The organism is Streptomyces sp. NPDC025793 (genome assembly GCF_055558375.1).
Window position 1 is genome coordinate 19279 of record NZ_JBVHMR010000050.1, and the last position, 25832, is coordinate 45110.

The window sequence follows — 25832 nt, forward strand, 5'->3', positions numbered from 1 at the left end:
GGATCAGTTGCGCGTCCACTTCTGGTTGCTGCCGCCGCGGCAGGTCCACAGCTCCACAGGGGTGCCGTTGGCCGTCCCCGCGCCAGTGGCGTCCAGGCACGGACCGGACTGGGCGTTGGTGACGGTGCCGTTGGCGTTGAGCGTCCACTGCTGGTTGGGTTGGCCGTTGCAGGTCCAGGTGACGACCTTGGTGCCGGGGCCGGCGCCCTGCCCTGAGGCGTCCAGACACACGCGGCTGCCGCCGGAGGAGACGGTCAGCTCGTGGGAGGCGCTCTGGGACCAGGTCTGGTTCGCTGCGCCGATGCAGTCGGAGATCTGCGTCTGCGTACCCGCCGTCGTGAACCCGCCCGTCGCCTCCAGACATTTCCCCGCGTCCACGGCGATCAGCGCACCCGAGGGGCCACCACCGCATCCCGCCCCGTAGCCGGTGGCGGGGATGGCGGCTTGGACGGCATTCTCGGTGCCGTCGGAGGGGTGGCCCGCGGTCATCGCGCCGGGGGCCGGAGAAGGTGGTGACCAGGCCGCCGCTCGTGCCGTTGCCGTCTTTCAGTGTGAAGTTGCTGGCGCCGTTGTTCTTCAGCCGTGCGCTGACGAAGGGGTAGCGCACACCGGGGTTCTTCGGGTCTTTGTTGGCGCCCGTGTCGGTGTGGTACGTGCCGTTGCCGGTGTCGGTGTGGGAGTCCTCACCGCTGCCGCAGTCGAAGCAGCACCACTGGCTGGTGCAGTTCGACGACGTCAGCATGTAGATGCGCTCGGGCTGGGCGCCGGTGGCCACTCCGCTGGCGTGGTCGAGCCGGTCGCCGAGGCCGGGGGTGACCTTGATCCCGAAGACATGGTGGCCGGCCGCGGTCACCGGCAGGGCCATGGCGTCGGCTTCGACGTCGGATCCGCCCGGTGCGAGGCCCTTCCAGCAGCCGCCCCAGGAGATGGGCAGGTCGTTGTGCCTGGCGGTCTGGTCGTAGATCTTCGTGATCGTGCACGGCGTGCCCGCACAGAACGACACCTGGGACGAGGCGTCGGCGTATCCGCCCGCGCCGAGCACTCCGATGTCGCGGTGACGGTGGTCGGAGGCCCGCTGGATCTGGTAGAGCGGCCCGTTGTACGACGCGAAGAGCGCCCTGGTCGTGGAGTGCGCCGTCACGCACGGCGTACCACCCGCGGCATAGATGTCACAGGGCAGCGACGTGCCGGCCACGGAGGCGTACGCCGGCGCCGTTCGGACCGCGGAGGGCGTGCTGGTTCGCGAGGACGTGGCGAACGCCGGGGTGCCCGACGCGGCCGGGGCCATCAGGAGCACGGCCGGGAATCGCCTTCGTCGGCGAGCGCCTGCTGCTCCGGGTGAGGAGACGTCTTCTGTGGCGGTGTCGCCGCGCGGCGGTACCGAATCCGCCGTTGGCCGAGGGGAGGTGCGAGTCATCCCAGCGTCCACCGCTGGTTGCTGCCGCCGTTGCAGGTCCACAGCTGGGCGAAGGTTCCGTCAGCCGTGGCCCCTCCGGTGACGTCCAGGCACAGGCCGGACTGGACTCCGGTGATCGTGCCGTTGGAGTTGAGCGACCACTGCTGGTTGGGTTGGCCGTTGCACGGCCAGATCTCCACCTTCGTCCCCGGGGTGGCCTGGTTGTCGTAGGCGTCCAGGCACATCTGGCCGCTGCCGGAGTAGACGGTGAGCTGCCCGGAGGCCGTATGCGTCCAGGTCTGGTTCGCGCCGCCGTTGCAGCTCCAGATCTCCACCTGGGTACCCGCGGTCGTGGTGGAGTTCGGTACGTCCAGGCACTTGGCCGCACCCACCGCGTGCAGCTCACCGGTCGCGCTGGTGCCGCCGCCGCTCGTGCCGCCCGAGACCCGGTACATCACCGTGCCGTGCGCCGGTACCGAGGCGCTGATCGTGCCGGAGGTGGTCGAGGACGCGCCCGACCACAGGTCGGTCAGGGTGTAGGTGGACGCCCCGGCCTTCCCGATCGCGGCCGCGGTGGTGGTGATGGTCGCCGTCGAGTCCGTCTCGTTGAACAGCGCCACCGACACGTCTCCGTCCGCCAGCGGCTTGGCCAGCACGTCCAGGCCGCCCGAGGACGCCACCATGGTCCCTTGTTTGCCGAGGGGGTCCTGGTCGACCGCGATCACCCGGGAGTTGGTCAGCGTGGACAAGGTGTCCGCACTGGCCGAGGCTATGTTGGTGCCCGCGATCAGCGGCGCGGCCATCTCCGCCCACAGACTGAACTCGCTGTGGCTCTCGGTCGCCGTCAGCGAGCCGTTGCCGACCTCCAGCATGTCCGGGTCGTTCCAGTGGCCGGGGCCCGCGTAGGAGGCCAGTCCCACGTTGCTGTGGAAGATCGACAGCATGCTGGAGTACGTGGGGGTGATGTCCCCGGTGGTGCGCCAGCTGTTGCCCACGCCCGCACCCCAGGTCCACACGTTCTCCTGGCCCCAGTTGCACAGGCTGAACAGGATCGGCCGGCCGGTGGCCGCCAGGGCGTCCCGCATCGCGGTGTACCGGGTCTGCGCCGGTGCACCGGTGTTGTTGCAGTTGTCGTACTTCAGGTAGTCCACGCCCCACGACGCGAACGACTGCGCGTCCGTGGTCTCGTGCCCCAGGCTGCCCGGGTATCCCGCGCAGGTCGCGGTGCCCGCGTCCTCGTAGATCCCGAGCTTCAGCCCCAGCGAGTGCACGTAGTCCGCGGTGCCCTTGATCCCGTCGGGGAACTTGGCCGGGTCCGGCACCAGGTGGCCGCCGGAGTCGCGGCTGTGGGTCAGCCAGCAGTCGTCGATGTTGACGTACGAGTATCCCGCCGCCTGCATGCCGTTGGTGTGCATCGCCTGAGCGGTGGACTTGATCAGCGACTCGGAGACGTTGCAGCCGTACGCGTTCCAGTCGTTGAAGCCCATCTGCGGGGTCGCCGCGAGCCCGTTGCCGAGCGCTGCGGCGGGATGCGCCGTACCGAGCGAGAGCAGGGGGGCGGCCACCATGAACAGCACGGCCGAGAAGGTGAGTGCCAGGATTCTGCGCAGGGACAGCAGTGAAGGCAGCGGCTGAAGGCGCCTGGCTGCCCCAGTGGTCGTTGGCATAAGTCATCTACTCCTGGGATGAGTGGGAACTGACGGACAATCAGTGATAGCCAGCGGCAGTGCCGTCGGCCTGGAGGTGCCGGCGCTCAGGTTGGCGCCGGCAGGCTTGCAGCGGCCGCGGCCGTTGCCCAGGACGACGGCTTCCTGAGGGGCTCCGAACGGCGTCGAGCGCTCCCGTCGGCGCGCCCGAGAGCCTGCGCAGGGAAGACTCGCGAAACCCGCGTCCGGATACGGCCGCCGTACCGGGCGCGGGCGTTCGTTCCCAGGGCGCGACTACGTCACCTGAGGCTCCAATGCTGGTTGGCGCCGCCGTTGGAGTCCCAGACCTGGACGGGGCTCCCGTTGGCGCCCTGCCCGCTCGCGACTTCCAGCGCCCGGCCGGAAGCGACGTTGGTCAGCGTGTACGAGCCGTCGCCGTTCCGGCTCGCCCGCCAGTGCTGGTTCGCGCCGCCGTTGGCGTCCCAGATCTCCATCCGCGTGCCGTTGCCCGTCCGACCACCCGGCTCGTCCAGGGCCCGCCCGCTGCCGACGTTCGTCAGCGTGTACGAGCCATCACTGTTCTGGCTCGCCCGCCACTGCTGGTTCGCACCGCCGTTGGAGTCCCAGGCCTGCAGGGACGTACCGTTCGCCGTTTCCCCGCCCGCCACGTCCAGCACCCGCCCCGTGGCGACGTCGGTCAGCGAGTACACCGTTCCCGAGACGATGCCACCCGAGCTTCCCGTAGCACCGCCCAGCGCGGACAGGACGGCGTCGTAAGCGGGCTTCTTGTTCCCGTGCGCATCGAACAGCAGCGGGTTCTCCCCCGTCCGCCACGAGTCGCTGTCCCTGATCCCCCACACCGTCATGCCGGTACAGCGGGCGACGTTCATGCACGCCTTGACGGTGTTCGCGTACGCCGTGGGCGACGCCTGCGCGATGTCCAGCTCGGTGATCTGTACGTCGACGCCGAGCGAGGCGAAGTTCGACAACGTGGTCTGGAAGCCGGCGGGCGGTCCGCCGGCGCCGAAGTGTGACTGGAAGCCGACGCAGTCGATGGGCACTCCGCGCGCCTTGAAGTCGCGCACCATGCTGTAGACACCCTGGGTCTTGGCGTCCGACCAGTTCTCGATGTTGTAGTCGTTGTAGCAGAGCTTGGCCGCCGGGTCGGCCGCCCGTGCGGTGCGGAAGGCCTCTTCGATGAAACCGTTGCCCAGCACGTTCTGGAAGACCGAACTGCGGTGCTGGCCACTGCCGCCGTCGGCGAAGGCTTCGTTGACCACGTCCCAGGCGTAGATCTTGCCCTTGTAGTGATTCATCTCGGTGGTGATGTGGTTGTCCATCACGCTGCGCAGGGTGTTCGCGTCGGTGATGGAGCTGACCCAGCCGGGCAGTTGGGAGTGCCAGACCAGCGTGTGGCCACGCATCCGCTGACCGTGCGCGGTGGCGTGGTTGACGATCTGGTCGGCCGGGCCGAAGTTGAAGTTGCCGCGGGACGGTTCGGTGGTGTCCCACTTCATCTCGTTCTCCGGGGTGATCGTGCTGAACTCCCGGTCGAGAATCGTGGAGTACGTCGGGTCGCCGAGCTTTCCGCCAGCCACGGCCGTGCCGAAATAGCGGCCGCTGCCGGCTGCTGCCGCGCCCAGCGTGCCGGAAGCCGCGTGGGCGGCGGGGGCCGCCGTCCCGGCCAGGGCCAGGACCGTGGCGGCTGTCAAACCGGTGGCCGAGGCCAGGACTTTACCCAGACGGGGCCGTTCGTTGAACCAGGACATAAAGGATCATTCTCCTCGTGTGTGGGGGGAGACGCCGATCACGAGACGGGCATTTTGTGGAGTCGGTTCACGAGGTTCAGGAGACCGGCAGAGCGGTCCACCGCTGGTTGGCACTGCCGTTGCAGTCCCACAGAATCAGTTGCGTACCGTCGGTGGCAGACGCACCGGGGTCGTCGAGGCAGCGGCCGGAGACCGGGTTGCGGTAACCGCCGCTGTACGCCTGCCATTGCTGGTTGGTGCCGCCGTTGCAGTCCCAGATCTCGATCTTCGTGCCGTTGGCGGTACCACCGCCCGTGGCGTCGAGGCACTTCCCGAGCGCCCGCAAGGTGCCGTCCGAGCCCGCGGACCACCACTGCGCGTCGGCGCCGTTGCAGGACCAGATCTGCGCGGCGGTCCCATTGGCGCTGTTGCCGCCGTTGACGTCCAGGCACTTCCCCGCGACCCCCGAGTGCACCGGCCCGCCCACGGAGAGCGGCGGCTTGACCCAGCCTGCCGCGTCCGCGGCCTGGACCCCGGCGTTGAAGGCGTCCGCCATCTTGCTGTAGCCGTTGTCGTTGGGGTGCAAGGGGTCGGACAGGTCCGCGGTCGTCAGAGCGCTCATGTCCACCAGGCGCACATGCTTGCCGGCAGCCTGCTCAGCCTGGACGATGCCGGGCAGCTTGGCGTTGAACGCGGGGCGGGTGGCTTCCTCGGTGCTGTTGGTGGAGACGATCAGGGTGCCGACGAGGACGGTCGCGTCAGGGGCGTCGGCCGTGATCTGGTCGATGAGCGCATGGAGCCGTTCGGCGGCGGGCTCGGCCTGGGAGCCGCCGTTCAGATCATTGGTGCCGATCTCCAGGGTGATCACGTTGGGCCGGTACCGGGCCAGCACGGAGTCCGCGATGCCGGCTATCTGGTCGATATGCCAGCCGGAGTGGCCTTCGTTGTCCGGGTCGGACATCGTGCCGTTGCGGCCCGACCCCACGAAGTCCAGGGCATGCCCCTCGGCCGCCAACCGGTTCCACAGGAAGCCCCGGTAGCCGTTCCCGGACGGGCTGCCGACGCCCCATGTGATCGAGTCGCCCAACGGCATCAGCCGCAAGGGGGCTGGCGCGGCGGCCCGCACGGCGGACGGCGGCGCACCGGTGTCGGTGGCAGCCGCGGCGGGCAGTGCGGCGCCCACGCCGAGCGCGGCCGTCAGCGCTGCGGCCAGAGCTACCGAGCACTTCTTCATGTGCGTTCCTCACGAGTGGGGGGAAATAGCGGGGGGTTGAACAAGCTGCCGCTTGCTGCAGCCAGCGGGGAATGACGTTCTGGTTGGTCTCGGCAGCGTCCTTGCCGGGCCACTGGCCGAGCTGCCGACCGGGGTCGCGGCCGCCGCCGTGGACGTGCAGACGCAGGCCGCTGCCCTGGTTCCGGAAGGCCTACGAGCCGTCGGACTGCTGTAGCGGCAGCCACAGACTGTTGGCCGCTCCGCCCGGAGCCTGCTGCACGATGTCGGGGGTGCCGACAGCCGTGGAGCTGCCCGACACGGCAACCACCTGCCCGGAGTTCCGCGCCTGCAACTGCCCGCAACCTCCCGAGGCCGGCACGAACTGGAACTGCACGTTGCTGTGCGGGGACCCGGTGGCCACGTATGAGTTGCCGCCGTTGTACGAGTTGCCCAAGAAGGTGCTGTCGTCGGTGTGGTTGTCGTCGTACATGTAGTTGTCGGAGATCACCGAGCCGGGGCTCGCGGACAGGTTGCAGATGCTGCCGCCGTCGAACATCGCGTTCTTGGTGTCGTAGATCAGGTCGTGCGAGACGGTGTTGTTCTTCAGCGTCGTGGGAGTGCTGTAGACGGGCTGATAGGTGTACGTGCCCCGGTTGACGTAGTCCCGGCTGCCGCCCGGGTCGTTGACGCCCCAGCCCCGGCCGATGTCGATCCCGTCGTAGGGCAGGTGGTCGCACTGGTTGTGGGTGATCGTCGCGTTGGGGACATAGGTGGACAGGACGGCCGGGGTTTCCCTGTAGTCGTCACCCACCCCGCTGACCTTGTTGTTGCTGATGGTGATGTTCTGGTTGGTCATCTGTGGGTTGCCGGGGTGGTGCGCGTCGGGCTGGATCCCGCCGACCTGGATGCCGCTGCCGGCATCGTCGGTGACGGTGTTGCCGTCGGCGCCGAGCCCCGTGCCGGAGGCTGTGGCGACGCCGTCGTTGCCCACGCCCACTCCGGCCCGGCCGAGTGGGGAGAACGTGTCACCGGCCGAGGTGATGCCGGTGGCAGCGGAGACCCGGACGGCTGCGGGCATCTGAGCCCAGTGGTTACGGGTGGCCTCGAACCGTGTGCATCCGGACGTGCAAGTGCTCAGCCGATTGGCGGGCATCGCGTAGGTATCGGTGATGTGCGCGCCGCTCTGCTGGTCCTCATAGCCGTCGGGTCCGCTCGGGCCGAGCCAGGAGGTTCCCGTGAAGCGGATGCCGGTGAAGCCCAGACCGGCCGCCGGTGAGCCATAGCTCCCAGCGATGCCGAGCAGGCTCTGCAGCCGGGGCGGTTCGACGCCGAGGCTGTTCGGGTTCTGCCCCGGCTGGGCCCGGTAGTACAGGTCGCCGGTGGAGGAGTCGAGAGACCGCTGTCCGGCTTGCTGCAGGAACGCGTAGCTGTTCTCCAGGCACATCGTCCTGCCTGCGAACGGCGCGTTGATGGTGTCGTAGCCCCATGAGTCGTTGTTCCACGCGGGCTGCCGCATGGTGATGGTCCTGCCGCTGATCGACTGGACCGGCGCGTAGCGGTCGGCGAAGGAGTTGATGCTCTCGACCTCCATGTGGTTCTGGTCCGAGAGGCCGGCCAGACAGTCGAGGGAGGAGCCGGTGATGGTCGGGCCGGTCCGGGTGAAGGTGAAGCCGGAACGGGGCACCTGGATCGCCGCCCGTGGCGTTTCCTCGTCATTCACGTACAACCGGCGCGTGTTCACGCCGGTGCCGACATGAACCGACCAGGTATTCCTGCTCCGATCATGCACCTGCCAACCCAATGCCTGTTGGGTGCCTGACACGACCGGCTGCAGGCCGGACGCGGCCTGGTGGGTGATGGAATGGCCGTTCTGGCCGCCGTCGCCGGAGCCGGAGGTCAGTGGCTTGGACAGCCGGTACGGGCCACCGGCCAGATGGGGGACGACGTTCGAATCGGCCGGGAGCCGGTGCGCGGGCTGCTTCGCCTGGTCGATGGAGGCGAACTGCTGCTCGGCCGTAGCCTTCCCGCCGGGGGACGCATCGGTCGCCACGTACAGGTCGGAAGCCGCCGCTCGGCGCTCCACCGGCCCCCCGTACCCGACCCCGGCCGCGGCGGGGCTGCCGGCCGGTGGGGCGAGCGGAGCTGCGGGGACGGCCCACAGGCCACGGAGCGCTCTGGCTCTGGACATGCTCATCCTCCGGTGCCGGCGGGTGTTGTCCCGTGGTGTCGAGGCCTGCTGGCGAGCGGTTCGTGACCGGCGGTGAGCCGGCCACGAAACCGGAGCCGTCAGGTCAGGTGAGGTTCCATCGCTGGTTGGATCCGCCGTTGCACGGCCACAGTTCCGCGAGGGCGCCGTTGGCCGTGGAGGCACCGGTGACGTCGAGGCAGAGTCCGGACTGGGTGCCGGTGACGGAGCCGTCGGAGTTCAGTTGCCATTGCTGGTTGGCGCCGCCGTTGCAGGGCCAGGTCTCCACCTTGGTGCCGGCGGACGTCTGGTTGTCGTACGCGTCCAGGCACATTTGGCTGCTGCCGCTGTAGACGGTCAGCTGGTTGGACGACGTGCGGGTCCAGGCCTGGTTGGTGCCGCCGCTGCAGTCCCAGATCTGCAGCTGTGTGCCGGCCGTGGTGGACGAGTTCGGCACGTCCAGGCACTTACCAGCGCCCACCGCGTGCAGCGCGCCGGTGCTCGTCCCGCCTCCGGAAGACGAACTGCTGTATCCGGCCGCGGTGATGTTGGCCTGGACGGCGTTCTCGGTCGCGTCCGACGGGTAGCCGGAGGTCATCACCCCTTCGTAGAAGGTGCCTTGGGCGCCCTTGCTGTTGTCGCCGCCGGTGCCCAGGATGATGGCCCCCTGCTTGCGCATCGGGTTGTAGCCCGAGACGTTGGGACGGGGCCCGTCGTAGAAGGTGGACAGCCCCCCGGACTGCGCGTTGCCGCCACGGATCGCCCAGTGGTTCGCCCCGCCCTTGACGATGGCGGTCGTGTACCGGTAGTTGATGGTCGGATCGCCCGCGTTGTAGTGCTGGTCGACTCCGGAGAACAGCCCGTTCTCCAGGTCGGCCATGATCCACGGACCGTTGCCCGAACCGTAGCCCCAGACCCTGATATTGCCGAAGTAGATGGCCTCCATGGTGCCGTTGCCGTCATCGTTGCTGTTCGTCTCGGCGTTGCCGTAGTCGAAGCAGCAGCCGCCGTTGTAGTGCGTGCCGTCGAAGATCGCGTACATGCCCTCGGGGCTGTCCCCGGTGGCGATGCCGTTGGTGTGGTTGTTCCGATAACCGGTGCCGGGTGCCACGAAGACGCCGTAGGCCTTGTGCCCGCCCATCGTGGTGGGCGCGGCGGTCGCGTTCGCGAGGTTGTCGGGTCCGCCCGCAGCGCCGCCCGCGGGCGCCTGGGTGAGGTTGTTGCCACGGCCGGACTGGTCGTAGACGATCGTGATCAGGCACGTCGTCCCCGAGCAGAACGAGTCCTGGGCAGCGGCGTCGGCATACCCACCCGCGCCCAGGACACCGATGTCCCGGGTGGTGTTGTCCGAGCCGCGCCGGACCTGGTAAAGCGGCCCGTCGTACGAGGCGTACAGCGCTCGCGTCGTGCTGTGCGCCGCCACACAGGGCGTTCCGCCCGCCGCGTAGATGTCGCACGGCCCGGAGGCGGCGGCCCGCGCTGTGCCGGCCGCGGCCGTGGCGCCGATCAGAGTACCGGCGACGAGCGCGGCCGCGGCCCCCACCCGGACGACCATGGTCCGCCGAGAGTGCCGAGAGCGGGGCGAGCTTGCCGGCGGAGGGACGTGTGCCTGTTCCGGCACGCTTTCCGGCCTGCCACGGCGTCGTACCGCCGCGAGTAACAACCGGACGCCACCGCGGCCGGACAGCAGCTGGCGTCTTGCACGTACGGTGCCCATCTGATCTCCCCACCATGCCGACGCAACCCGGTCGGGTTTGGTGTTGGTGGCGTCGGCGAATCCGGAAGCGCTTGAATGTGCTGTCTTTGCAGCGAGATTGCAGAGAGGTTTCGGGGGGAGACGTTGCTCCCGATTTCGCGGCACTGTCAAGGGTCTTGGAGCCCCTGTCGCAAACCTTGTCGCGGAATCGATTCGACGGCTGGATTCCAGCGGGTCAGGGCCGACCGACGCGTCCACGCGCGCCCCGCATCGTGGCCGGCAGGTGGTGGCGTGTCCGCCGGCCGCGCGGACCGGCAGGGCGGGCGGGTATGGCCGCCGACTGGTCCCGGACCACCCGGATGACCTGCCATGCCGCCGGTGAACAGGAGCGCAGCCAACAAACTCGGATGCCGGTCCACCGGTTGCCGAGTGCACCGGCCGAGCGGCGGGGCGTCGCCCCCGCGTCGGCATCTGCCTTCGTCTCGCGGCACGCCATTGACCCAGCACACCTCCGGTCGTAACCTCCTCCGTCGAAGCGCTTGCGTGGAACCGGTTCGCGCCGCACCTTGCGTAAGGCGTGAACCGATTGGCCACCGGACGGTTCCCTGCCCGACGTCATTCCCCGTGGGCACATGGCGCTCAGACACTCTTCGCCCACCTGTGCCTTCATGATGCCCAGACGCTTGTGAGGCACCGTGGGGGCCGAGGCGCTCGTTCAGCACCGCTTGAGACCAGTCCGTCGAGTGACTGTCACGCCTTACACCGGTTCACCGCCGCGAACTCATCCCCCTTGCGCCGCACGGCCGCGGGGAAGCGGCGCCCGAACCCGAAGAAGACGCGATGAGACGAGTTCTCGCCGCCGGCGCCACTGACGACCGGACCGACGGCGACGATCACGCTGACGGCACCCCCGCGGGGGAGGTGGCCACGCCGTCGGTGGCTCGATCGACGAGGGGCGCCACGACGACGCCTCCGTCATCCGGACGGACCTTTGACGCGGTCCCGTGCGGCGGCGGCCTCATCGGCTCTGTCGTCGGCGGATCGACCAGCCGCCACCGGTCACCACCGTCCTGAAGATCAGCAACAAGGTTGCTGATGCCGAGCAGCACACATTCATCCGGGGGTCCGCGAAGACCCCGCCCGCCCGGAGACGATCCGGCTGACGGGCACGGCCCGTCAGGGGTTGCGGCCGCGTTCGTGGCCGTCGCGGAGCTGCTCGCGACCATGCTCGCGCCCCTGCAACCGGCGTCGGCCGCAGGCCCCCTACCAGCGCGGCCCCGATCCCTCCGTGGCAGGCGTCGCCGCCCCCAGCGGTCCCTCCACCACCGCGTCGGTCAGCGTGTCTCCCGGCAACGGATTCAACGGCGGCAGGGCGTCGTTCGGCTTCGTCGTGATCCGCGACGAGACCCCACAGCCGCACCGATGACGACACTGCCGGCGGCACCCAGCTGCCGGCAGCGTTGGACTACCAGATGCGGCACCGGGATGAAGATTCCTGATCCCCTGGCTCAAAACCTTCGTCGACAACGACACCCTCTACACCCAATTCCTCTGCCCGACGTCACCGGCATCTCGATCCATCGCGCAAGTGCCCGTACGCGCCGTCGACCGCCACACCGGCCAGTGGGACGGTGTGCTGCGTGCGGGGGGGGTGCGGGCAAGTGCCGCGACTTCACGGGCAGTTCCACGACGGCGGGTACGCAGACACGCATCCGTGACTGCACCGGCGCAGCGAACCAGACCTGGCCACAGAGCGCCTCCCGCCAACTCACCGTCTACTCCAGCAGCAGCCCGTTGTGCCTGGACGCCTCCGACTGGCGCGCCAGCCCCAGCACCAAGGTCATCACCTGGTCCTGCAACGGCCAGACCAACAAGCAATGGATGCGCGGATGATCACCGCACCGGCGCGTCTGCGGTGCGAGTGGGCGGGCTGCGGCTGGTCGAAGAGCCGACAGCGACCTATGGCGCCCTACGGGTATGTGCTTGAGGAGCCGTATGAACACCGGGGAGATCGCTCGGCGCGCCGGCGTGGCTTGGGGCGCCTCATCGGGCCGGCCATCACGAATCGCCCGGTAGACGGAAGGTGCCGCGCGGCCCGCACCATCAAGGTATCCGCCGTCCTGTGGGACCACGACTTCGTCCACGACCACGCACTCCGCGACCGCCTCCCCACACAACGGCTTCGTGTCGAAGTCGGGCTCGTCAAGGACCGTAGGGCTCACCACGAAGGCGGCCGGACCCACCCGTTCAGATGATCAACTACGGCGCTCCGCCGTCAGGAGCTGGAGCGGGTGACCAGGCGGGTGGGCAGGATCAGCGGGGTGGGTTCCTGTCCGTTGACGAGCGCGACGAGCATGCGCGCCGTCTCCCGTCCGAGAGCCCTTACGGGCTGGTGGACGGTGGTGAGCGGCGGATCGGCGACCTGGGCGACGGCCAGGTCGTCGAAGCCGACCACCGCGACGTCGTCGGGGACCAGCCGGCCGGCCTCGCGCAAGGTGCGCAGCGCTCCCGCCCCCATGTTGTCGTTGGCGGCGAACACCCCGTCCATGTCGGGGTGTTGGGACAGCAACGCGGCCGTGGCGGCGGCTCCGCTGGGCTCGGTGAAGTCCCCCTCACGCGGTGGGTACGGTTTGAGTCCGGCCGCCAGCATCGCGTCCCGGTAGCCGCGGTACCGGGCACGCCCCGCCTCGGTGTCCAGCCGCCCGCAGATGACCGCCACGCGGGTCCGGCCACGCGCGATCAGGTGCTCGGTCGCCTCGCGCGCCCCGCCGGCGTTGTCGACGTCGACGTACCACCGGGGAGCCGGACCGACCGGGCGTCCGCCGAACACGACGGGCATCTCCGCCTCCTCGGCCGTCCGGGCCAGCGGGTCCCCGTCGCGCAGCGCCATCAGCATGACGCCGTCGGCGCCCCGGGACCGCAGGAGTTCCTCCACCCGCTTGCGGCCCCGGTCGGAGGCCGCCAGGCACAGCATCAGGTGCAGGTCGGCCTCCTCCAGCGCGGCCGACGCTCCCACGATCACCTGTGCGAAGAACGGGTCCGCGAAGATGGACGGATCCTCTCCCGCGACGACCAGGGCCGCCGCTCCCGTCCGACGGGTCGCCAGCGCGCGGGCGGTCGGATTGCGTACGTAACCGAGCTGCCGGACGGCCCGTTCGACCGCCTCGCGTTTGGCGCGGCTGACATGCGGGGCGTTGTTGAGGACGCGGGAGGCCACCGAGCGGGAGACACCGGCGAGTTCGGCCACCTCGTCCATCGTCGACTGCCTGCGTGGCGTGTTTCCTGCCATGACCCGTGAGCCCCTCCCCCGTCGGCCGCGCTGTTGGCAGCGCTTCCAGTTCCGAGACGGTAGAGCCTTCTTTCCGCCATGTGAAGGGAGGGACGGCCGACGTTCTTGACAGGTCGAGCGGCGGGCCACACGATACCGGCCACAGCCCACGGTTCTCGAAGTCCCTGGGATCGCTTCCAGTTTGGGAGCGCTCCCATGATTTCACCCCGCACTTCCTCAGCGCGCCGCACGCTCCGAACGAGAGCATGCGGCGCATCCCCGCCCGGAAACGAGGTACAGCCATGCGCCGCAGACTCCGCGCCCTCGTAACGGCGTTCTTCGCTTTGCCGCTGGCGCTCGTTGCCGCACCGTCCGCCCATGCCGCCGACCCGACCACCATGACCAGCGGGTTCTATGTGGACCCCGACTCCAGCGCGAAACGGTGGGTCGCCGCCAACCCCGGCGACGGCCGGGCGTCCGCGATCAACGCCTTCATCGCCAACACTCCGATGGCCCTGTGGTTCGGCTCCTGGAGCGGCACCATCGGCACTGCCACGGGCGCCTACGCGGGCGCGGCGGCCTCCCAACGCAAGCTGCCCCTCCTCGTCGCGTACAACATCTACCACCGCGACTACTGCGGCGGGCACTCCGCCGGCGGAGCCGCCTCGCCGTCCGCCTACGCGAGCTGGATCGCCCAGTTCGCCGGCGGGATCGCCAGCCGCCCGGCCATCGTCCTCTTGGAACCGGACTCCCTCGCCGACTACGGCTGCATGACCCAGGCTCAGATCGACGAACGCGAAGGCATGATCACCGGCGCCCTCACCCAGTTCAACCGCCAAGCACCCAACGCCTGGGTCTACTTGGACGCCGGCAACCCGGCCTGGGCGAGCCCGGCTACGACGGCCCGGCGCCTCCACGAAGCCGGCCTTCGACAGGCCCACGGCTTCTCGCTCAACATCTCCAATTACTACACCACGGCCGAGAACATCGCCTACGGCAACGCCGTCAACAGCGAACTGAGCGCCCGCTACGGCTACACCAAGCCGTTCGTCGTGGACACCAGCCGCAACGGTCACGGCTCCGACGGCCAGTGGTGCAACCCCTCGGGCCGCCGCATCGGCAGCCCTACCCAGACGGGCGGAGGCGCGGAGATGCTCCTGTGGATCAAGAACCCGGGCGAGTCCGACGGCGACTGCGGCGTCGGAGCCGGCTCCTCGGCCGGACAGTTCCTCCCCGAGGTCGCCTACAAGATGATCTACGGCTACTGATCCCGGATCCCCGTCTGGCCGACCTGGCGCGTTCCTGCCCCGCCACCGGGCCACGGGCACCGTCCGCCACAGCGCCGCCGGGTCCACCGCTCGCCGTCTTCCAGCCTCCCCTCGTCCATCCACCGCCCAGGAGCAGTCATGAAACCACGCAGCCTACGGCGCCGCGCGGCCGCCGTCATCGCGGCGCTCGCCGTCTGCACCGCCCTCACCGCGACGCAGGCTCAGGCCACGCCCACGCCCACGCCCACGCCCACACCCACGCCCACGCCCACGCCCACGCCCACGCCGGACGTGATCACCCCGGCCACGAAGTTCTATGTGGACCCGCACAGTAAGGCGGCGAAACAGGCCCTCGTCGACCTCGGGAACGGCGACATCGAGGACGCCACGAACATGGCCAGACTCGCGAGCTGGCCGCAGGCCGAATGGTTCACCCAGGGCACGCCCGACGAGGTGCGCGCCACGGTACACACGCTCGTCCGCCGGGCCCGGGCCGTCGGCCGGACCCCCGTGCTGGTCGCCTACGACATACCCGGCCGGGACTGCTCGCAGTACTCCAGCGGCGGAGCCGCGTCCTCTGCCGCCTACCGCCAATGGATCGACGCCTTCGCCGCCGGAATCGGCGGCGACAGAGCCGTGGTCGTAGTGGAACCCGACGGCCTCGCCAACCTCCCCAAGGACTGCGGGCCCGCCACGGACCCGACCGGCGAACTCACCGCCGCCCGCATCGGCGACCTCCGATACGCCGTCAAAACCCTGAAGGCGAGGCCCCGCACCGCGGTCTACGTGGACGCCGGCAACGTCCAGTGGCGGTCCGTGGGCGACATCGCCCAGCGGCTGCTCGACGCCGGCGTCCAGTACGGCGACGGTTTCGCCCTGAACGTGTCCAACAACCACCCCACCGACCACAACGCCCGATACGGCACCTGGATCGCCAAGTGCGTCTGGTACGCCACCGAAGGCCCCGAGCAGGCACGCGGCCACACCGACTGGTGCGCAAGCCAGTACTACTCGTCCGCCGCCCCCAACGACGGCGCCCCCGGCGACGCCGTCTCCCCCACAGACCCCGGCACCTGGCGGTGGACCGATGCCTGGTTCGACCAGAACGCAGGCACCGCGCCGGCCGGCGAACTGCGCCACTTCGTGATCGACACCAGCCGCAACGGCCTGGGCGCCTGGACCCCTCCGCCGGGCAAGTACAGCGGGGACCCGGAGGCCTGGTGCAACGCGCCCGGCCGCGGTCTCGGCCCACGCCCCACCGCCCACACGGGTGTCCCACTCGTCGACGCCTACCTGTGGATCAAGACCCCCGGTGAATCCGACGGCAGCTGCACACGCAACACCGGCGGCACGATCGATCCCGAATACGGCATCGTCGACCCACCCGCCGGCACGTGGTGGCCCGACCAGGCCCACGCGCTGGCCCACAACGCGGTACCACGCCTGACATTCGACCGCTGAGCCCTGTCGTTCACCTCCGTACGCGTCCGGCCACCGAGCCCGCTTCGTCTCCAAGTCGCCGATCACCGAGCCAGTGTGGGTGGGATTCGGTTGCTCGTGCTGGTCGCGTACGGGATCGCAGCGGGGGGGCGGGGCAGGCTGCCGAGGTGGGGGCGCAGCGGCGGGCGGTGCCCACCGAGCGACGGCGCGAACCGAAACGGGAGGTGTGGAAATCGGTCGGCTACGTTTGCGCTTCCTGCGGCCACTGAGCAGTGCACCATCGGCTCGATCCCCGAACGGACTGACATGAAGACAGAGACCACGACGGCGAGGCGAGCAGCGCGACAGCACCGCGCAGACACAGGCTCATGCTGGGCACCGCCGTCACGCTGACCGCCACGGGAGTTCTGGCTGCTCTGGTCCTGGCGCTGCTCCCCGGCCGCAGGGCCGACGCCGGGACCGCCGCCACCGCCCAGGCGATCACGACCTCGCCCAAGGCCGGCATCCCGACCGCGCCGGCGATCTCGCGGCATGCCGCGTGCGGCGTCCGCACGGACGCGGGGGGGGACGCACGCGGCCGAACGCCGGGCGTCAAGCGGAGGGCGCCGAGGCCGGTGCGTACTCGAACCAGTCGAAGGCGACCGCGCCCTCGGTGGCGTACATGCCGATAACGCGGCCGGTGAATCCGCAGGCGACCTCGGTGGACAGGTAGCGCCCGTCCAGTTCGACGAGTGGCTGGGCGTCCGAGGCGTCAGGATCGCCGAGCCAGAAGGCGACGGTGTCAGGGCCGGTGGTCCCGCCATCGGTGAGTTCGGGCGACGCGGGCACGAGGTCGCACGTCCGGATCGCGACGGTGAGGGTCAGCGGCCCGGACGGGACCGGTCGGCCGGCCATTGTCTGGCGCAGCGGACCGATCCGGGCGACGACTCTGGCCTCTCCGTTCCCGACCTCCAGTTCGTAGTGGTGGGCTTCGTCCAGGCGCACGCAGAGGCCGCCGCGTCCCGTACCCGGGTCGATCGCTGCGGTGACGCGGCAGTCGTGGTGTTGCTGGCGGCGGCCGACGAAGGTGTACCCGGGGCGGTCGAGGGTGGCGCCAGTGGCGTTGAGGGCCAGCCAGCCAGGGCGCTCGGTGAGCGACCAGGAGCCCTCCGGGCGGGTGAACGGCGAGACCCACTGCGGCGCGAGGGCGGACTCGTCGAAGTCGTCGCGGGCGGGCAGGTCCGGAACGGGGTGCCAGGCACCACCCGGGGCCACGTGTCTCTCGGGAACGGGCGCGACGACGGGCCAGTCGTCCTCGTCCCACTCCACGGGGGTCAGGAACGTCTCGCGGCCGAGCACGTGCACGTCGGGCGTGAAGCCGCGGGGCCGGACACCGAGCAGCACCATCCACCAACTGCCGTCGGGAGCCTCCACCAGGTCGGCGTGGCCGGTGTTCTGGATGGAGCGGCCGGTACCGCTGTGGGACAGCAGGGGGTTCGCGGGTGCGCCTTCCCAGGGTCCGCGCGGCGAGCGGCCGCGGGCGACGGACACGCTGTGGCCGCGTTCGGTGCCGCCTTCCGCGATCAGCAGGTACCACCAGTCGCCGATGTGGTAGAGGTGCGGCGCCTCGGGGTACTTCAGACCGCTGCCCGACCATGTGGCAAAAGACCCCTCCAGCACCTCCCCCTTGACCGGGTCGATCCTGGCCATGTTGATACCGCCTTCGGGCCCGGAGAAGGCGCACCAGCAGGTGCCGTCCTCTTCCCACGCCAGATCGGGGTCGATCCCGTGCAGGTCGATCCACACCGGGTCGCTCCACGGCCCCTCGGGCCGCTCGGCCGAGACGACGAAGTTGCCACCGCCGTCGATATTGGTGTTGATGACCCAGAAACGGCCGTCGTGGTGGCGGATCGTGGGGGCGTAGAGGCCGCCGGACGCCTTGGCTCCGGGGAGAGGCAGCGGCAGTTGCTCGGGCCGGTCGAGCACGTTGCCGATCTGCTTCCAGTGCACCAGGTCCTTGCTGTGGAAGAGGGGCAGCCCGGGGAAGTACTCGAAGCTGGAGCACACCAGGTAGTAGTCGTCACCGACCCGGCACACGCTTGGATCGGGGTGGAACCCGCTGATCACAGGATTGTCGTACGTACGCACAGAATGTGTTCCTTTCGGGCACGACCGGGGCCTGCGGGGTGTTGATGATCGTGTTGAGCTTGGACTGGTAGTCGGCGCCGGGGATGGTGTCCAGCACCGCCTTGACCTTCGAGGTCTTGTTGAACGTATCGACGATCTGCTTCTCGGCCTTGCTCGCGGCGTCCCCGTAGACGAGGACGTGGATCGTCCCGGAGTGGGGACCCCCACTGGACCCGCACGCGGCGGTCAGACCGAGCACCAGCGCGGTCGTTGCCGCGACCGCGGCGAATCTGTTCCGGGTCGCACCGCTGCGAACGGTCATACGAGGAGAACCCATTGGATTGCCACTCCGCCGATAATTTCGAAGCGATTGCCGAATGATGCGGGAAACCTAGGCGCAACGTCGACCTCCGTCAAGGCTCTGGAGGATCTCGATTCGGACGTACTGGCCGATGCCCTGAGCAGCTGATATCCGTCGCATCCAACCGCAGCGGCTTCGCACTTCGTACTTCGCACACCAGGGCAGAGCAGGAGGCTCGTGACCAGAGGGGCGACACTCGCCGAAATCACACGTGAGGCGGGGGTGTCCACACCGACTGTTTCGAAAGTCGTCAACGGCCGCGCGGACGTCGCGCCCGCCACCCGGGAGCGGGTGGAAGAGCTGCTGCGTCAGTACGGCTACCAGCGGCGACGCAGCAACAGCGCCCCGTCCAGCCCATTGCTGGAGCTGGTGTTCCACGAGTTCGAGAGTGCCCTGGGCGATGGAGGTCATCCGCGGGGTCGAGAACGTGGTCCGCGACGAGGGAACGAGCGTCGTCCTGTCGGAATCCTCGGGTCGGCTCAGCCTCGGGCAGCCCCGGATGGACGGGTGCTCGCCCGCCGCCCCACCGGCGTGGTCCTGGTGCCGTCCGGGCTCGACAAGACCCAACAGGCCCAACTGACCGGCCGAGACATCCCGTTCGTGGTGATGGACCCCGCCGGGGACCCCGGTCAGGACATGCCGGCGGTCGGGACGGCCAACTGGAACGGCGGCCTCGCCGCCACCCGCCGCCTCCTCGACCTCGGCCACCGGCGGATCGCCGTCATTGCCGGACCGCTCCGGATGATGTGCAGCCACGCCCGGATTGACGGCTGTCGGGCCGCGCTGGAGACGGCCGGCGTCGCCTTCGATCCCTCACCGATCCGCGAGGGCAACTTCCACCACGAAACCGGCTACTGGGTGGGCCTGGAGCTGCTGCGCCTCACGGACCGGCCCACCGCGATCTTCACCAGCAACGACCTTCAGGCGCTCGGACTCTACAAGGCCGCACGGGAGTTGAGCCTACGCATCCCGGAGGATCTCAGCGTCGTCGGCTTCGACGACCTGCCCATCGCCCGCTGGGTCGGCCCGCCCCTGACCACCGTCCGCCAGCCGCTGACCGAGATGGCCGAGGTCGCCGCGCGCATAGTGATCGACCTCGCCCGCGGCAACCCACCGTCCGCGCTGCGCGTGGACCTGGCCACCAGCCTGGTCGAGCGCAGCAGCACAGCCCCAGCCCCGACCACCATTGAGTCGCCGGCACCTTCGAAATTTCGAAAGCCCGTGACACATCACTCCGGCCGCGTACCGCAGAAGGCCCCAGGTCCGGCCTGGGTGGCCCTGCCGGTCGCCACAAGCACGCACCCGGGCAGTGGCACGGCCGAGATCCGAGTACCGGTCGGCGATGGGGCCATGGCCGCCAGTGCCCCGCCCAGCGACCGCACGGACCGCTTGCAGGGTATGTAAAGCATGCGGGCTGCCCGTAGACGGACAGGTATCGACGGCAGGCTGCAGTCTCCCCCGCACCACGCGGGCGCGGGGAGGTCGGCTACCCGGCAGCCTGCCCCAGCCGGCCGGACCGGGAGTCGCAGAATCGTGCCGTACAGGGCTCGGTGGCCACCGGACAGGGCGGGGCGGCGGCCGGCGAGGCCGTGGTCGAGGTCCTTGCCGAGCACCTCGCACAGCGGTGCCAGGACATCGGCCGCGTCCGCGTCGGACCAGTGGGCCGGCACGGCTTCGAACATCAGCTGCCCGCGCACGTGCGTGGCTGCGGCAGGCCGTCAACGGCCTGCCGCAGCGCGGACCGGCCGCGCGCAGCCAGGCCCGGACGGCCGGAGCAACGGAGGTCGGTCAGTGCCGCCCCGTCAGCGTGCGGGGAAGGCGAATGTGTAGCCCTGTTTGCTGAGCCATGGGAGCAATTGGCGCAGGGCAGCCACGGTTTGGCTGCGGTCACCGCCACCGTCGTGCATGAGGATGATGCCGCCGGGACGCAGTTCCCGTTTCGCGGTGGCGAGGATCGAGCCAGTGCCGGGGCGCGCCCAGTCCCGGGGGTCGACGGTCCAGCCGAGCGGGCGCAGACCGGCGTGCACGGCTATCTGGCGGTTTTCGGGGCTGAAGTCGCCGCCGGGGGCGCGGAACCATGTGACCTGGGTGTTTGGCCCCCCAGCCTTTATGATCATGTTCTTGGCCGCGGTGATCTCGTAGACCTGCTTCGCGTGCGGGAGGGTGCGCATCGGCTGGGGGTGATGCACGGTGTGGTCGCACAGCCTGTGGCCGTCGGCGATGATGCGCTTGACCATGGCAGGGTTTGCAGCGGCCCGTGTGCCGATCTGGCAGAAGGTCGCCTTGACATGGTATTGCGCAAGCAGGTCCAGGATCTGACCGGTGGCCGGGCCCGGGCCGTCGTCAAAGGTGAGTGCCACGGTACGGCCGTCGGTCGCCGTGCGGTAGGCGATCGAGGAGCTTGGGGCGTGCGCCTGGGCGGCCGGCGCGCCGGCGCCGGATGCGGCGCTCGCGCTCGTACCCATGCCGGCCAGGGCGAGAGAGAGGACAACCGTGCAGCCGACAGCCGCGCGGCGCAACAGGGGTCGGACAGAGTTCGGGTTCCGCATGCGGTACTACTCCTGGCATCGTCGGCCATTCCGGGATGGCGATGTCGGGTCCCCACGACGATGACCGAATGTCCGACCGATATAAAGAGATCGAGGACATTTGCGCCTTTTGTCACAGATCATACTTTTTGTGAGCCGACTCACAATTCATTCTTCGCATTGGGATCCCTTTCCTCGGCCTTGACTCTTCCATTTCTGTCTGGCCCTCATCCACTCATTCCGCTCGGCACGCCTTCGGAGCCAGGCCAGCCGAGGAGGTGCCACCGGCGCCGCCCGGGCTGGCCGAGGATGGTGCATCGGTGCCGGAATCAGGGGCTGCGAGAGCGGTGAGGACGATCATCCAAGCGACGTCAGCCAGCCGCTTGATCAGGCGCGATCCGGCGGACGTCACCCTCACGGAAAGCGAAGGCGGCAGATGTTGTCGGCACGGACATCTGCGGCGTCAACAGTGAGGTCGGACTCCACCGGCTCGCCCGCGAGCAGCGTCCTCTCCCCCGGCCCTGAACCGCTGACCGGCACGCGACGGCGTCGAGCCCCTTGCCGTCCAGCACGACGCCGGCCCACACTCCGCTGAGGGTCGAACCACTTCACCACTCCCACAGGCACCTCACCACCCCCGCATGGTGGCCGCTGGTGATCGCAGAGCCTGCGCCAGCGCAAAACCAGCACCCAAGGGCGCTTCACCCGGCGCGCGGGACACAGCCCCGGCACGCCTCCAGCCGCCAACACCCGGGCCCAGTTCAGGGGCGGCGTGTCCGTCGGGGGCCTATGCCCAGCGCCGCAGGTCCCGCGTCAGCTCAGCGAACCGCCGCGCGCGAAGGGAACCCTGAACATCAGGCGGAGTCCGAGCCCGACGACGGTGTCGGCGACACCGTAGGTGACGCGGTACACCATCGCTCGGGCGGCCAGGGCCATCCACGGCCATGTCGTCACGGCCCGCGACACCGGGCCGAGGACCGTCACGGACCACACCGGCATCACGGCGCGGCCACGAACGGCCCTCCTGCGGGGCATCGGCCGGCACCGGGAGCAAGGGGCCGTCCGCGACCGCGGATCCGTCGTGGCGAGCGCAGGGGCTCGGATCCCGGGGTGGGCGGTGAGTTGAGGAGCGGACGCGCCACGCGGCATCCGATGACCTATTTGAGTCCGACGACCGTCTTGAGCAGGTCCTCACAGGTGAACCCGGGATACCAGGAGTCGTCGTGATTGAGTATGCGGTCGACGAAAGGGGTGTCGTCGGCGACGTCGCGAGTGGGCTCGTACTGGCAGAACTCCCGATCCACGATGTGTTTGGAATCGGCGGTCAGCAGAACTCCGCTGGAGGACAGGATGGTCTGCGAAGTGCCGTTGTCGTCCAGGACGTAGCCGACGAAGGTGTAGTGACCGTCGTGCTCGGCATTCAGATGCGGGAATTTCGCGTTCTGGTCGATGCCCTCCTGCGCGACCAGAGCCGGGGCGCCATCGAGAGTGATCACTTGGGCGGGCAGCCACATGCGGTCGTCGGACTGCTTGACCAATGACCACGTCATCAGGACGGCCACCGGGAGAAGGGTGTACGTCGCCACTCCCCACAGACGCCAATGGCTGCGGGCGGGCGCACCCGTCGTCCGAGCCAGATCCGGGTCGCCGGCGTCATCCGTGGCGCCGCCCGTCGTGCCCACCGCCGTTCCGTCCCGGCTCGGTCGCCGGGACGCGGACCGGCGACGCCAGGCACGGACAGCCAGCGCACGGCCGACATACAGCACGGCAAGCCAGGCGTAGATCCTGCAGAGGTCGACGGGCTGCCAGGTCCATTTGTTGTCGGCGTCGTAGAACTCTTCCAGGTAGGCGGTACTGATGAACGCCGCGAAGGTTCCTGCCAGCAGCCAGAGGGCCGGGCGGCGGTGGTCCCAGATGACGCGGCGAAGCCAGGAGCGGGGAGGGGATTGGGGGCGTTCGAGGAGGAGGCGCACCAGGAGGAACGCCGTCACCGCCCCGCCGATCACACCGATGAAGCGGATGAAGGTGTCCAGCACCAGGGCGCTCACGTTCAGGGTGCCGAGCAGTTCCAGCATGGTCGTACGGTCGCCGTGAGCTATCAGATAGATCCGTGCACCGGCGATGAGTGTGGGCAACAGGCCGAGGAAGAAGAACAGGTACTCGGTGAGGCTGGCTTCGCCGTGCCCGGTATCGCCCCCCGCTGAGGGGGCCGGCCCGTCACCCGGGTCCGGCCGCGCGTCCGGGTTCCCGTGTGGGTCCGTGTCTGGTGTGATGTCCGTGCCGGCTGCTGCGGTGACAGATAAACCGCCGCCGGGTTCCCCGCTCGTCACGCCTGGCCCCCTCTTCGTCTGCCCAATTGTGCGCAGACGCCAACGTAGCCGGGGCGCGGCCGCCATGGCCAGGTCCTGGACCCAGGCTCGCTACCGCCAGCTCGCACCGTAGCTGGCGGCCCTGGCCGCCGATCTCGGGCAGTAGGCCTTCACCCTGTCGCCTGATGGCGGGGCTCGCCAGGGCCTGTTGCGGACGTTGGTGGCCGGACTTCTGGGTAGCGTGGAATGCCCAGGTACACGCCGAATTTGAGCACGTCATGACTCAAGGTCCGGCACCTCGGTCCCTGTCCGACGATGCACTCTCCCTTGTGTCACCCTCCGGCGCGGCCGGATGCAGCGCGCCATGTCGACAGCCCCGGGGAAGTCCGCGGTGGTGACGGCCTGCGGCGTCACCACAAGCGCGGTCGTGTCGTTGAAGGACGCGGGCGTAACCGTGCCGGGCGGAAGGTGGCCGCACGACGGTTGCCTCAAGTCGGCGGGGATGAGGGCGTGTTGGGCGGTCCGGCACCGGGCCCTGCGATGAGCAGTGATCTCGGAGAGCGGCACACACCATCCGAGGGCGGAAGGCAGGACCGTGACGCAGGCGGTGTTCTACGAATCGCTCTGCTCCCGGCGGAGACCACCTGGTCGCTGATGAGCCGCATCGCCGCCCGGTACGGAATGCCGGTCAGCGATCTGCGGGCGTCATGGCAGTGGAGAAACCATCCCCCGCACTCCCTCATGCGGAGCGGCTGGCGGTGCCGGAGCGGCACAGCGGTGAGACGGCTCCGGCGGAGTGACCCGCCGGGGCCTGCCAGTCGGGCTGGCCAGCCCCACGGGTCCTCGTCGTGGAGTATCCGGCCTCCAGCCGGCTACTCCACGTACGCCGAGAGCACCAGTTACCTCCCAGGATAACCGTGTTCATACAAGTGGCCGGAGCGCACTCAGCCTTGTGTGCTGGCACGCGGGCCCTGGACATCGCCCTGGTAGCCGTAATGCCCGTTGATCGTGGCCCAGAAGCCGGTCTGCAGGACATACTGCACGCCAGGGGTCACGCTGACCGCCTTGGTGTACCAGGTCTGGTTGGGCTTGTTGTTCCAGCCAGCGCAGCCGAAGTCGCCTACCTCCGTCGTGGAGCCGTCCACGTTTACCTGGAGCTGAGCGCACACGTCAATGTTGAGTCCAGTCGGGCCGGTCACGTAGACGTTGCCGTAGATCTGGTTGATGATGTTGCCTTAGTCGCAGGGTCGCAGGCTGACGCCAGCTGCCACAGGGTAGGCCGAAGAACGGCAGCCACCCCCGCCGGGGTCGGCCGAAGCGTTCGGTGCGACGCTCAGCACGCAGAGCAGGGTCGCTCCTGCGACTGCCAGTGCTGCACCGCCAGTACCGATCTTCCCTCGCATGTCTTCCCCTCCGGTTGTTGCCTGTGCGACCCAGAATCAAAAGCGCCTGAGGAACGTTCGCTTCACGCCGGGAGCCCGTCACACAAGTTCGTATGGTTCCGGACAGCTCCGGGGCACCTGAGCAGGAGCAAGCAGCGGTCAGGGCCTCGCGGGAACAGTGCCCTTGGCTTGCCGTGGCGCACGTGCCCGCCCTCTCGCCTCAGCCCACCGGATCACCCGACCGGCTCAACGAACCCGCGCCCCCAAGGCAACGGGCGACCTGACGAACCGTGGACAACGGCGTGGGCTACCTTGCGGCTGAGGTCGGAGACAGGACTCACGGCATGTCGCACATCAAGCTGCGCCGCCGCTTGGACGGGAAGCGGCTCGTACGCACCTACGGCAAGCTCTGTGCCGCCTCAGGCGCCGCCGGCGCCGTTGGCTGGGCCGTCACGCGCACCTGTTCTGGTGCCTTCCCCAACCATGGTCGCCCTCGACCGACTCGAAACCCTCGTCCGCAACCGGCTCAAGCGCCTGCGGTACCGGCCCGGCCCCCTCGACGGCTTCCTAGCCGGCACCGGTCTGGCCCTCGGCACTCCGACGTCACCCTGACGAGCCGAAGTCAGTGGCTAGTTGGGAGTACTGGTGGGCTGCTCGCCCGTGATCGAGTCGTAGACCCTGCCGTACATGGAGTGCCAAGGGCCGTCGTACTCCCACGGCGATTGTGCGGCGGGGTTCGGCTGGTCGTCCGAGTTGTAGATGACCCTGCCGTTGTCGATAAGGGAGAAGTGGCAGGAGCCAGGGTAAGTAATCCGGGTCGGATCGATGGCCTGCGCGTCGTGGAGGCCATCGGGGTAGGAATGCAGCTCGATCTTCACCACTGCCGAGCAGTAGCTCGTGCTGAGCGTCCACTGCCCCTCGGCTGCCTGAGCCTGGCCGTTGGCCAGCACCACACTGCCGGCGACCATCGAGCCGACCATGGCAGCTCGCACCGCGCGCCGCCCCAATTTCCACTTCATGAGAATGCTTCCCCCTCTGATGGCAGCCCTGGCTGGGCCGTTGGCAGTCCGCACGACAGCTTGCCTGTGCGCGGTCAGCCGGGTGAGTGAGTCCATCCCCAATCTAGGGTCGGCGACGCATCGTGCGGAGTGTTCGGTTGCACAGTGAAGGAGGGGTTCCGGTGCCGCTCTGCAGGTCATGTCCGCGGGAGTGGTGTATCGACGGCCACTCGGTGATCTCGCTTTGAGGCTATGCGCTGAGTTCGGCGGGCAGGGCTGTCTCTTCGG

General features: G+C 69.2%; 16 protein-coding genes and 5 pseudogenes. 6 read left to right on the forward strand and 15 right to left on the reverse strand.

The genetic code is table 11. From position 1 onward, the window contains the following. Window positions 1-3: 3 nt before the first annotated feature. The 7 genes and pseudogenes from ACZ4MF_RS42545 to ACZ4MF_RS42575 all read right to left on the reverse strand — a co-directional run bounded on the left by ACZ4MF_RS42545 (window position 4) and on the right by ACZ4MF_RS42575 (window position 10781). A pseudogene (locus ACZ4MF_RS42545) lies at window positions 4-1288 on the reverse strand (arabinofuranosidase catalytic domain-containing protein). A gap of 125 nt (window positions 1289-1413) precedes the next feature. Next, window positions 1414-3063: a glycoside hydrolase family 27 protein gene (locus tag ACZ4MF_RS42550; RefSeq protein WP_467498898.1), complete on the reverse strand. Its 1650-nt coding sequence runs from the start codon at window positions 3061-3063 to the stop codon at window positions 1414-1416. Between the two features lie 281 nt (window positions 3064-3344). Next, a pseudogene (locus ACZ4MF_RS42555) lies at window positions 3345-4811 on the reverse strand (glycoside hydrolase family 10 protein); the annotation flags it as partial. Window positions 4812-4887: 76 nt separating this feature from the next. Beyond that, on the reverse strand, window positions 4888-6024 hold the full coding sequence (locus ACZ4MF_RS42560; protein ID WP_467498900.1) for a ricin-type beta-trefoil lectin domain protein: 1137 nt from the start codon (window positions 6022-6024) through the stop codon (window positions 4888-4890). A 190-nt stretch (window positions 6025-6214) separates the two neighbouring features. Further along, window positions 6215-8191: a right-handed parallel beta-helix repeat-containing protein gene (locus ACZ4MF_RS42565; RefSeq protein ID WP_467498902.1), complete on the reverse strand. Its 1977-nt coding sequence runs from the start codon at window positions 8189-8191 to the stop codon at window positions 6215-6217. Window positions 8192-8294: 103 nt separating this feature from the next. Next, complete coding sequence (locus ACZ4MF_RS42570; RefSeq protein ID WP_467498904.1) at window positions 8295-9743, reverse strand: arabinofuranosidase catalytic domain-containing protein; 1449 nt, start codon at window positions 9741-9743, stop codon at window positions 8295-8297. A gap of 891 nt (window positions 9744-10634) precedes the next feature. Next, window positions 10635-10781: a hypothetical protein gene (locus tag ACZ4MF_RS42575; protein ID WP_467498906.1), complete on the reverse strand. Its 147-nt coding sequence runs from the start codon at window positions 10779-10781 to the stop codon at window positions 10635-10637. 391 nt (window positions 10782-11172) lie between these two features. On the opposite strand from ACZ4MF_RS42575, the gene ACZ4MF_RS42580 reads away from it, so the two are divergent. Together ACZ4MF_RS42580 and ACZ4MF_RS42585 are read left to right on the forward strand one after the other, a co-directional pair. After that, window positions 11173-11310, forward strand: a complete 138-nt coding sequence (locus tag ACZ4MF_RS42580; protein WP_467498908.1) for a hypothetical protein — start codon at window positions 11173-11175, stop codon at window positions 11308-11310. Window positions 11311-11369: 59 nt separating this feature from the next. After that, window positions 11370-11777: a ricin-type beta-trefoil lectin domain protein gene (locus tag ACZ4MF_RS42585; RefSeq protein WP_467498910.1), complete on the forward strand. Its 408-nt coding sequence runs from the start codon at window positions 11370-11372 to the stop codon at window positions 11775-11777. Window positions 11778-12159: 382 nt separating this feature from the next. On the opposite strand, the gene ACZ4MF_RS42590 is transcribed toward ACZ4MF_RS42585, so the two are convergent. After that, on the reverse strand, window positions 12160-13173 hold the full coding sequence (locus ACZ4MF_RS42590) for a LacI family DNA-binding transcriptional regulator (protein ID WP_467498912.1): 1014 nt from the start codon (window positions 13171-13173) through the stop codon (window positions 12160-12162). A 281-nt stretch (window positions 13174-13454) separates the two neighbouring features. Between ACZ4MF_RS42590 and ACZ4MF_RS42595 the strand changes: the two genes are divergently transcribed. Continuing rightward, on the forward strand, window positions 13455-14420 hold the full coding sequence (locus ACZ4MF_RS42595) for a glycoside hydrolase family 6 protein (RefSeq protein WP_467498914.1): 966 nt from the start codon (window positions 13455-13457) through the stop codon (window positions 14418-14420). Between the two features lie 138 nt (window positions 14421-14558). Continuing rightward, on the forward strand, window positions 14559-15881 hold the full coding sequence (locus ACZ4MF_RS42600) for a glycoside hydrolase family 6 protein (RefSeq protein WP_467498916.1): 1323 nt from the start codon (window positions 14559-14561) through the stop codon (window positions 15879-15881). A 570-nt stretch (window positions 15882-16451) separates the two neighbouring features. On the opposite strand, the gene ACZ4MF_RS42605 is transcribed toward ACZ4MF_RS42600, so the two are convergent. Next, window positions 16452-17987, reverse strand: a complete 1536-nt coding sequence (locus ACZ4MF_RS42605) for a glycoside hydrolase family 43 protein (RefSeq protein ID WP_467498918.1) — start codon at window positions 17985-17987, stop codon at window positions 16452-16454. A gap of 19 nt (window positions 17988-18006) precedes the next feature. After that, a pseudogene (locus ACZ4MF_RS42610) lies at window positions 18007-18288 on the reverse strand (sugar-binding protein); the annotation flags it as partial. A gap of 243 nt (window positions 18289-18531) precedes the next feature. On the opposite strand from ACZ4MF_RS42610, the pseudogene ACZ4MF_RS42615 reads away from it, so the two are divergent. Beyond that, a pseudogene (locus tag ACZ4MF_RS42615) lies at window positions 18532-19500 on the forward strand (LacI family DNA-binding transcriptional regulator); the annotation flags it as partial. Window positions 19501-20129: 629 nt separating this feature from the next. Here ACZ4MF_RS42615 and ACZ4MF_RS42620 read toward each other — a convergent pair. The 4 genes from ACZ4MF_RS42620 to ACZ4MF_RS42635 all read right to left on the reverse strand — a co-directional run bounded on the left by ACZ4MF_RS42620 (window position 20130) and on the right by ACZ4MF_RS42635 (window position 24309). Then, window positions 20130-20876, reverse strand: coding sequence for a polysaccharide deacetylase family protein (locus ACZ4MF_RS42620; protein WP_467498920.1), 747 nt, complete (start codon window positions 20874-20876; stop codon window positions 20130-20132). 792 nt (window positions 20877-21668) lie between these two features. Next, window positions 21669-21890 (reverse strand): hypothetical protein, encoded by a 222-nt coding sequence (locus ACZ4MF_RS42625; protein WP_467498922.1) that lies wholly within the window; start codon window positions 21888-21890, stop codon window positions 21669-21671. A 122-nt stretch (window positions 21891-22012) separates the two neighbouring features. Then, on the reverse strand, window positions 22013-23185 hold the full coding sequence (locus tag ACZ4MF_RS42630) for a hypothetical protein (RefSeq protein ID WP_467498924.1): 1173 nt from the start codon (window positions 23183-23185) through the stop codon (window positions 22013-22015). Window positions 23186-24108: 923 nt separating this feature from the next. Beyond that, complete coding sequence (locus ACZ4MF_RS42635) at window positions 24109-24309, reverse strand: hypothetical protein (protein WP_467498926.1); 201 nt, start codon at window positions 24307-24309, stop codon at window positions 24109-24111. A gap of 720 nt (window positions 24310-25029) precedes the next feature. Between ACZ4MF_RS42635 and ACZ4MF_RS42640 the strand changes: the two are divergent. Further along, a pseudogene (locus tag ACZ4MF_RS42640) lies at window positions 25030-25158 on the forward strand (IS630 family transposase); the annotation flags it as partial. 17 nt (window positions 25159-25175) lie between these two features. On the opposite strand, the gene ACZ4MF_RS42645 reads toward ACZ4MF_RS42640, so the two are convergent. Continuing rightward, window positions 25176-25565 carry a hypothetical protein gene (locus ACZ4MF_RS42645; RefSeq protein ID WP_467498928.1) on the reverse strand — a complete coding sequence of 130 codons (390 nt, stop codon included), beginning with the start codon at window positions 25563-25565 and terminating at the stop codon, window positions 25176-25178. Window positions 25566-25832 lie beyond the last annotated feature (267 nt).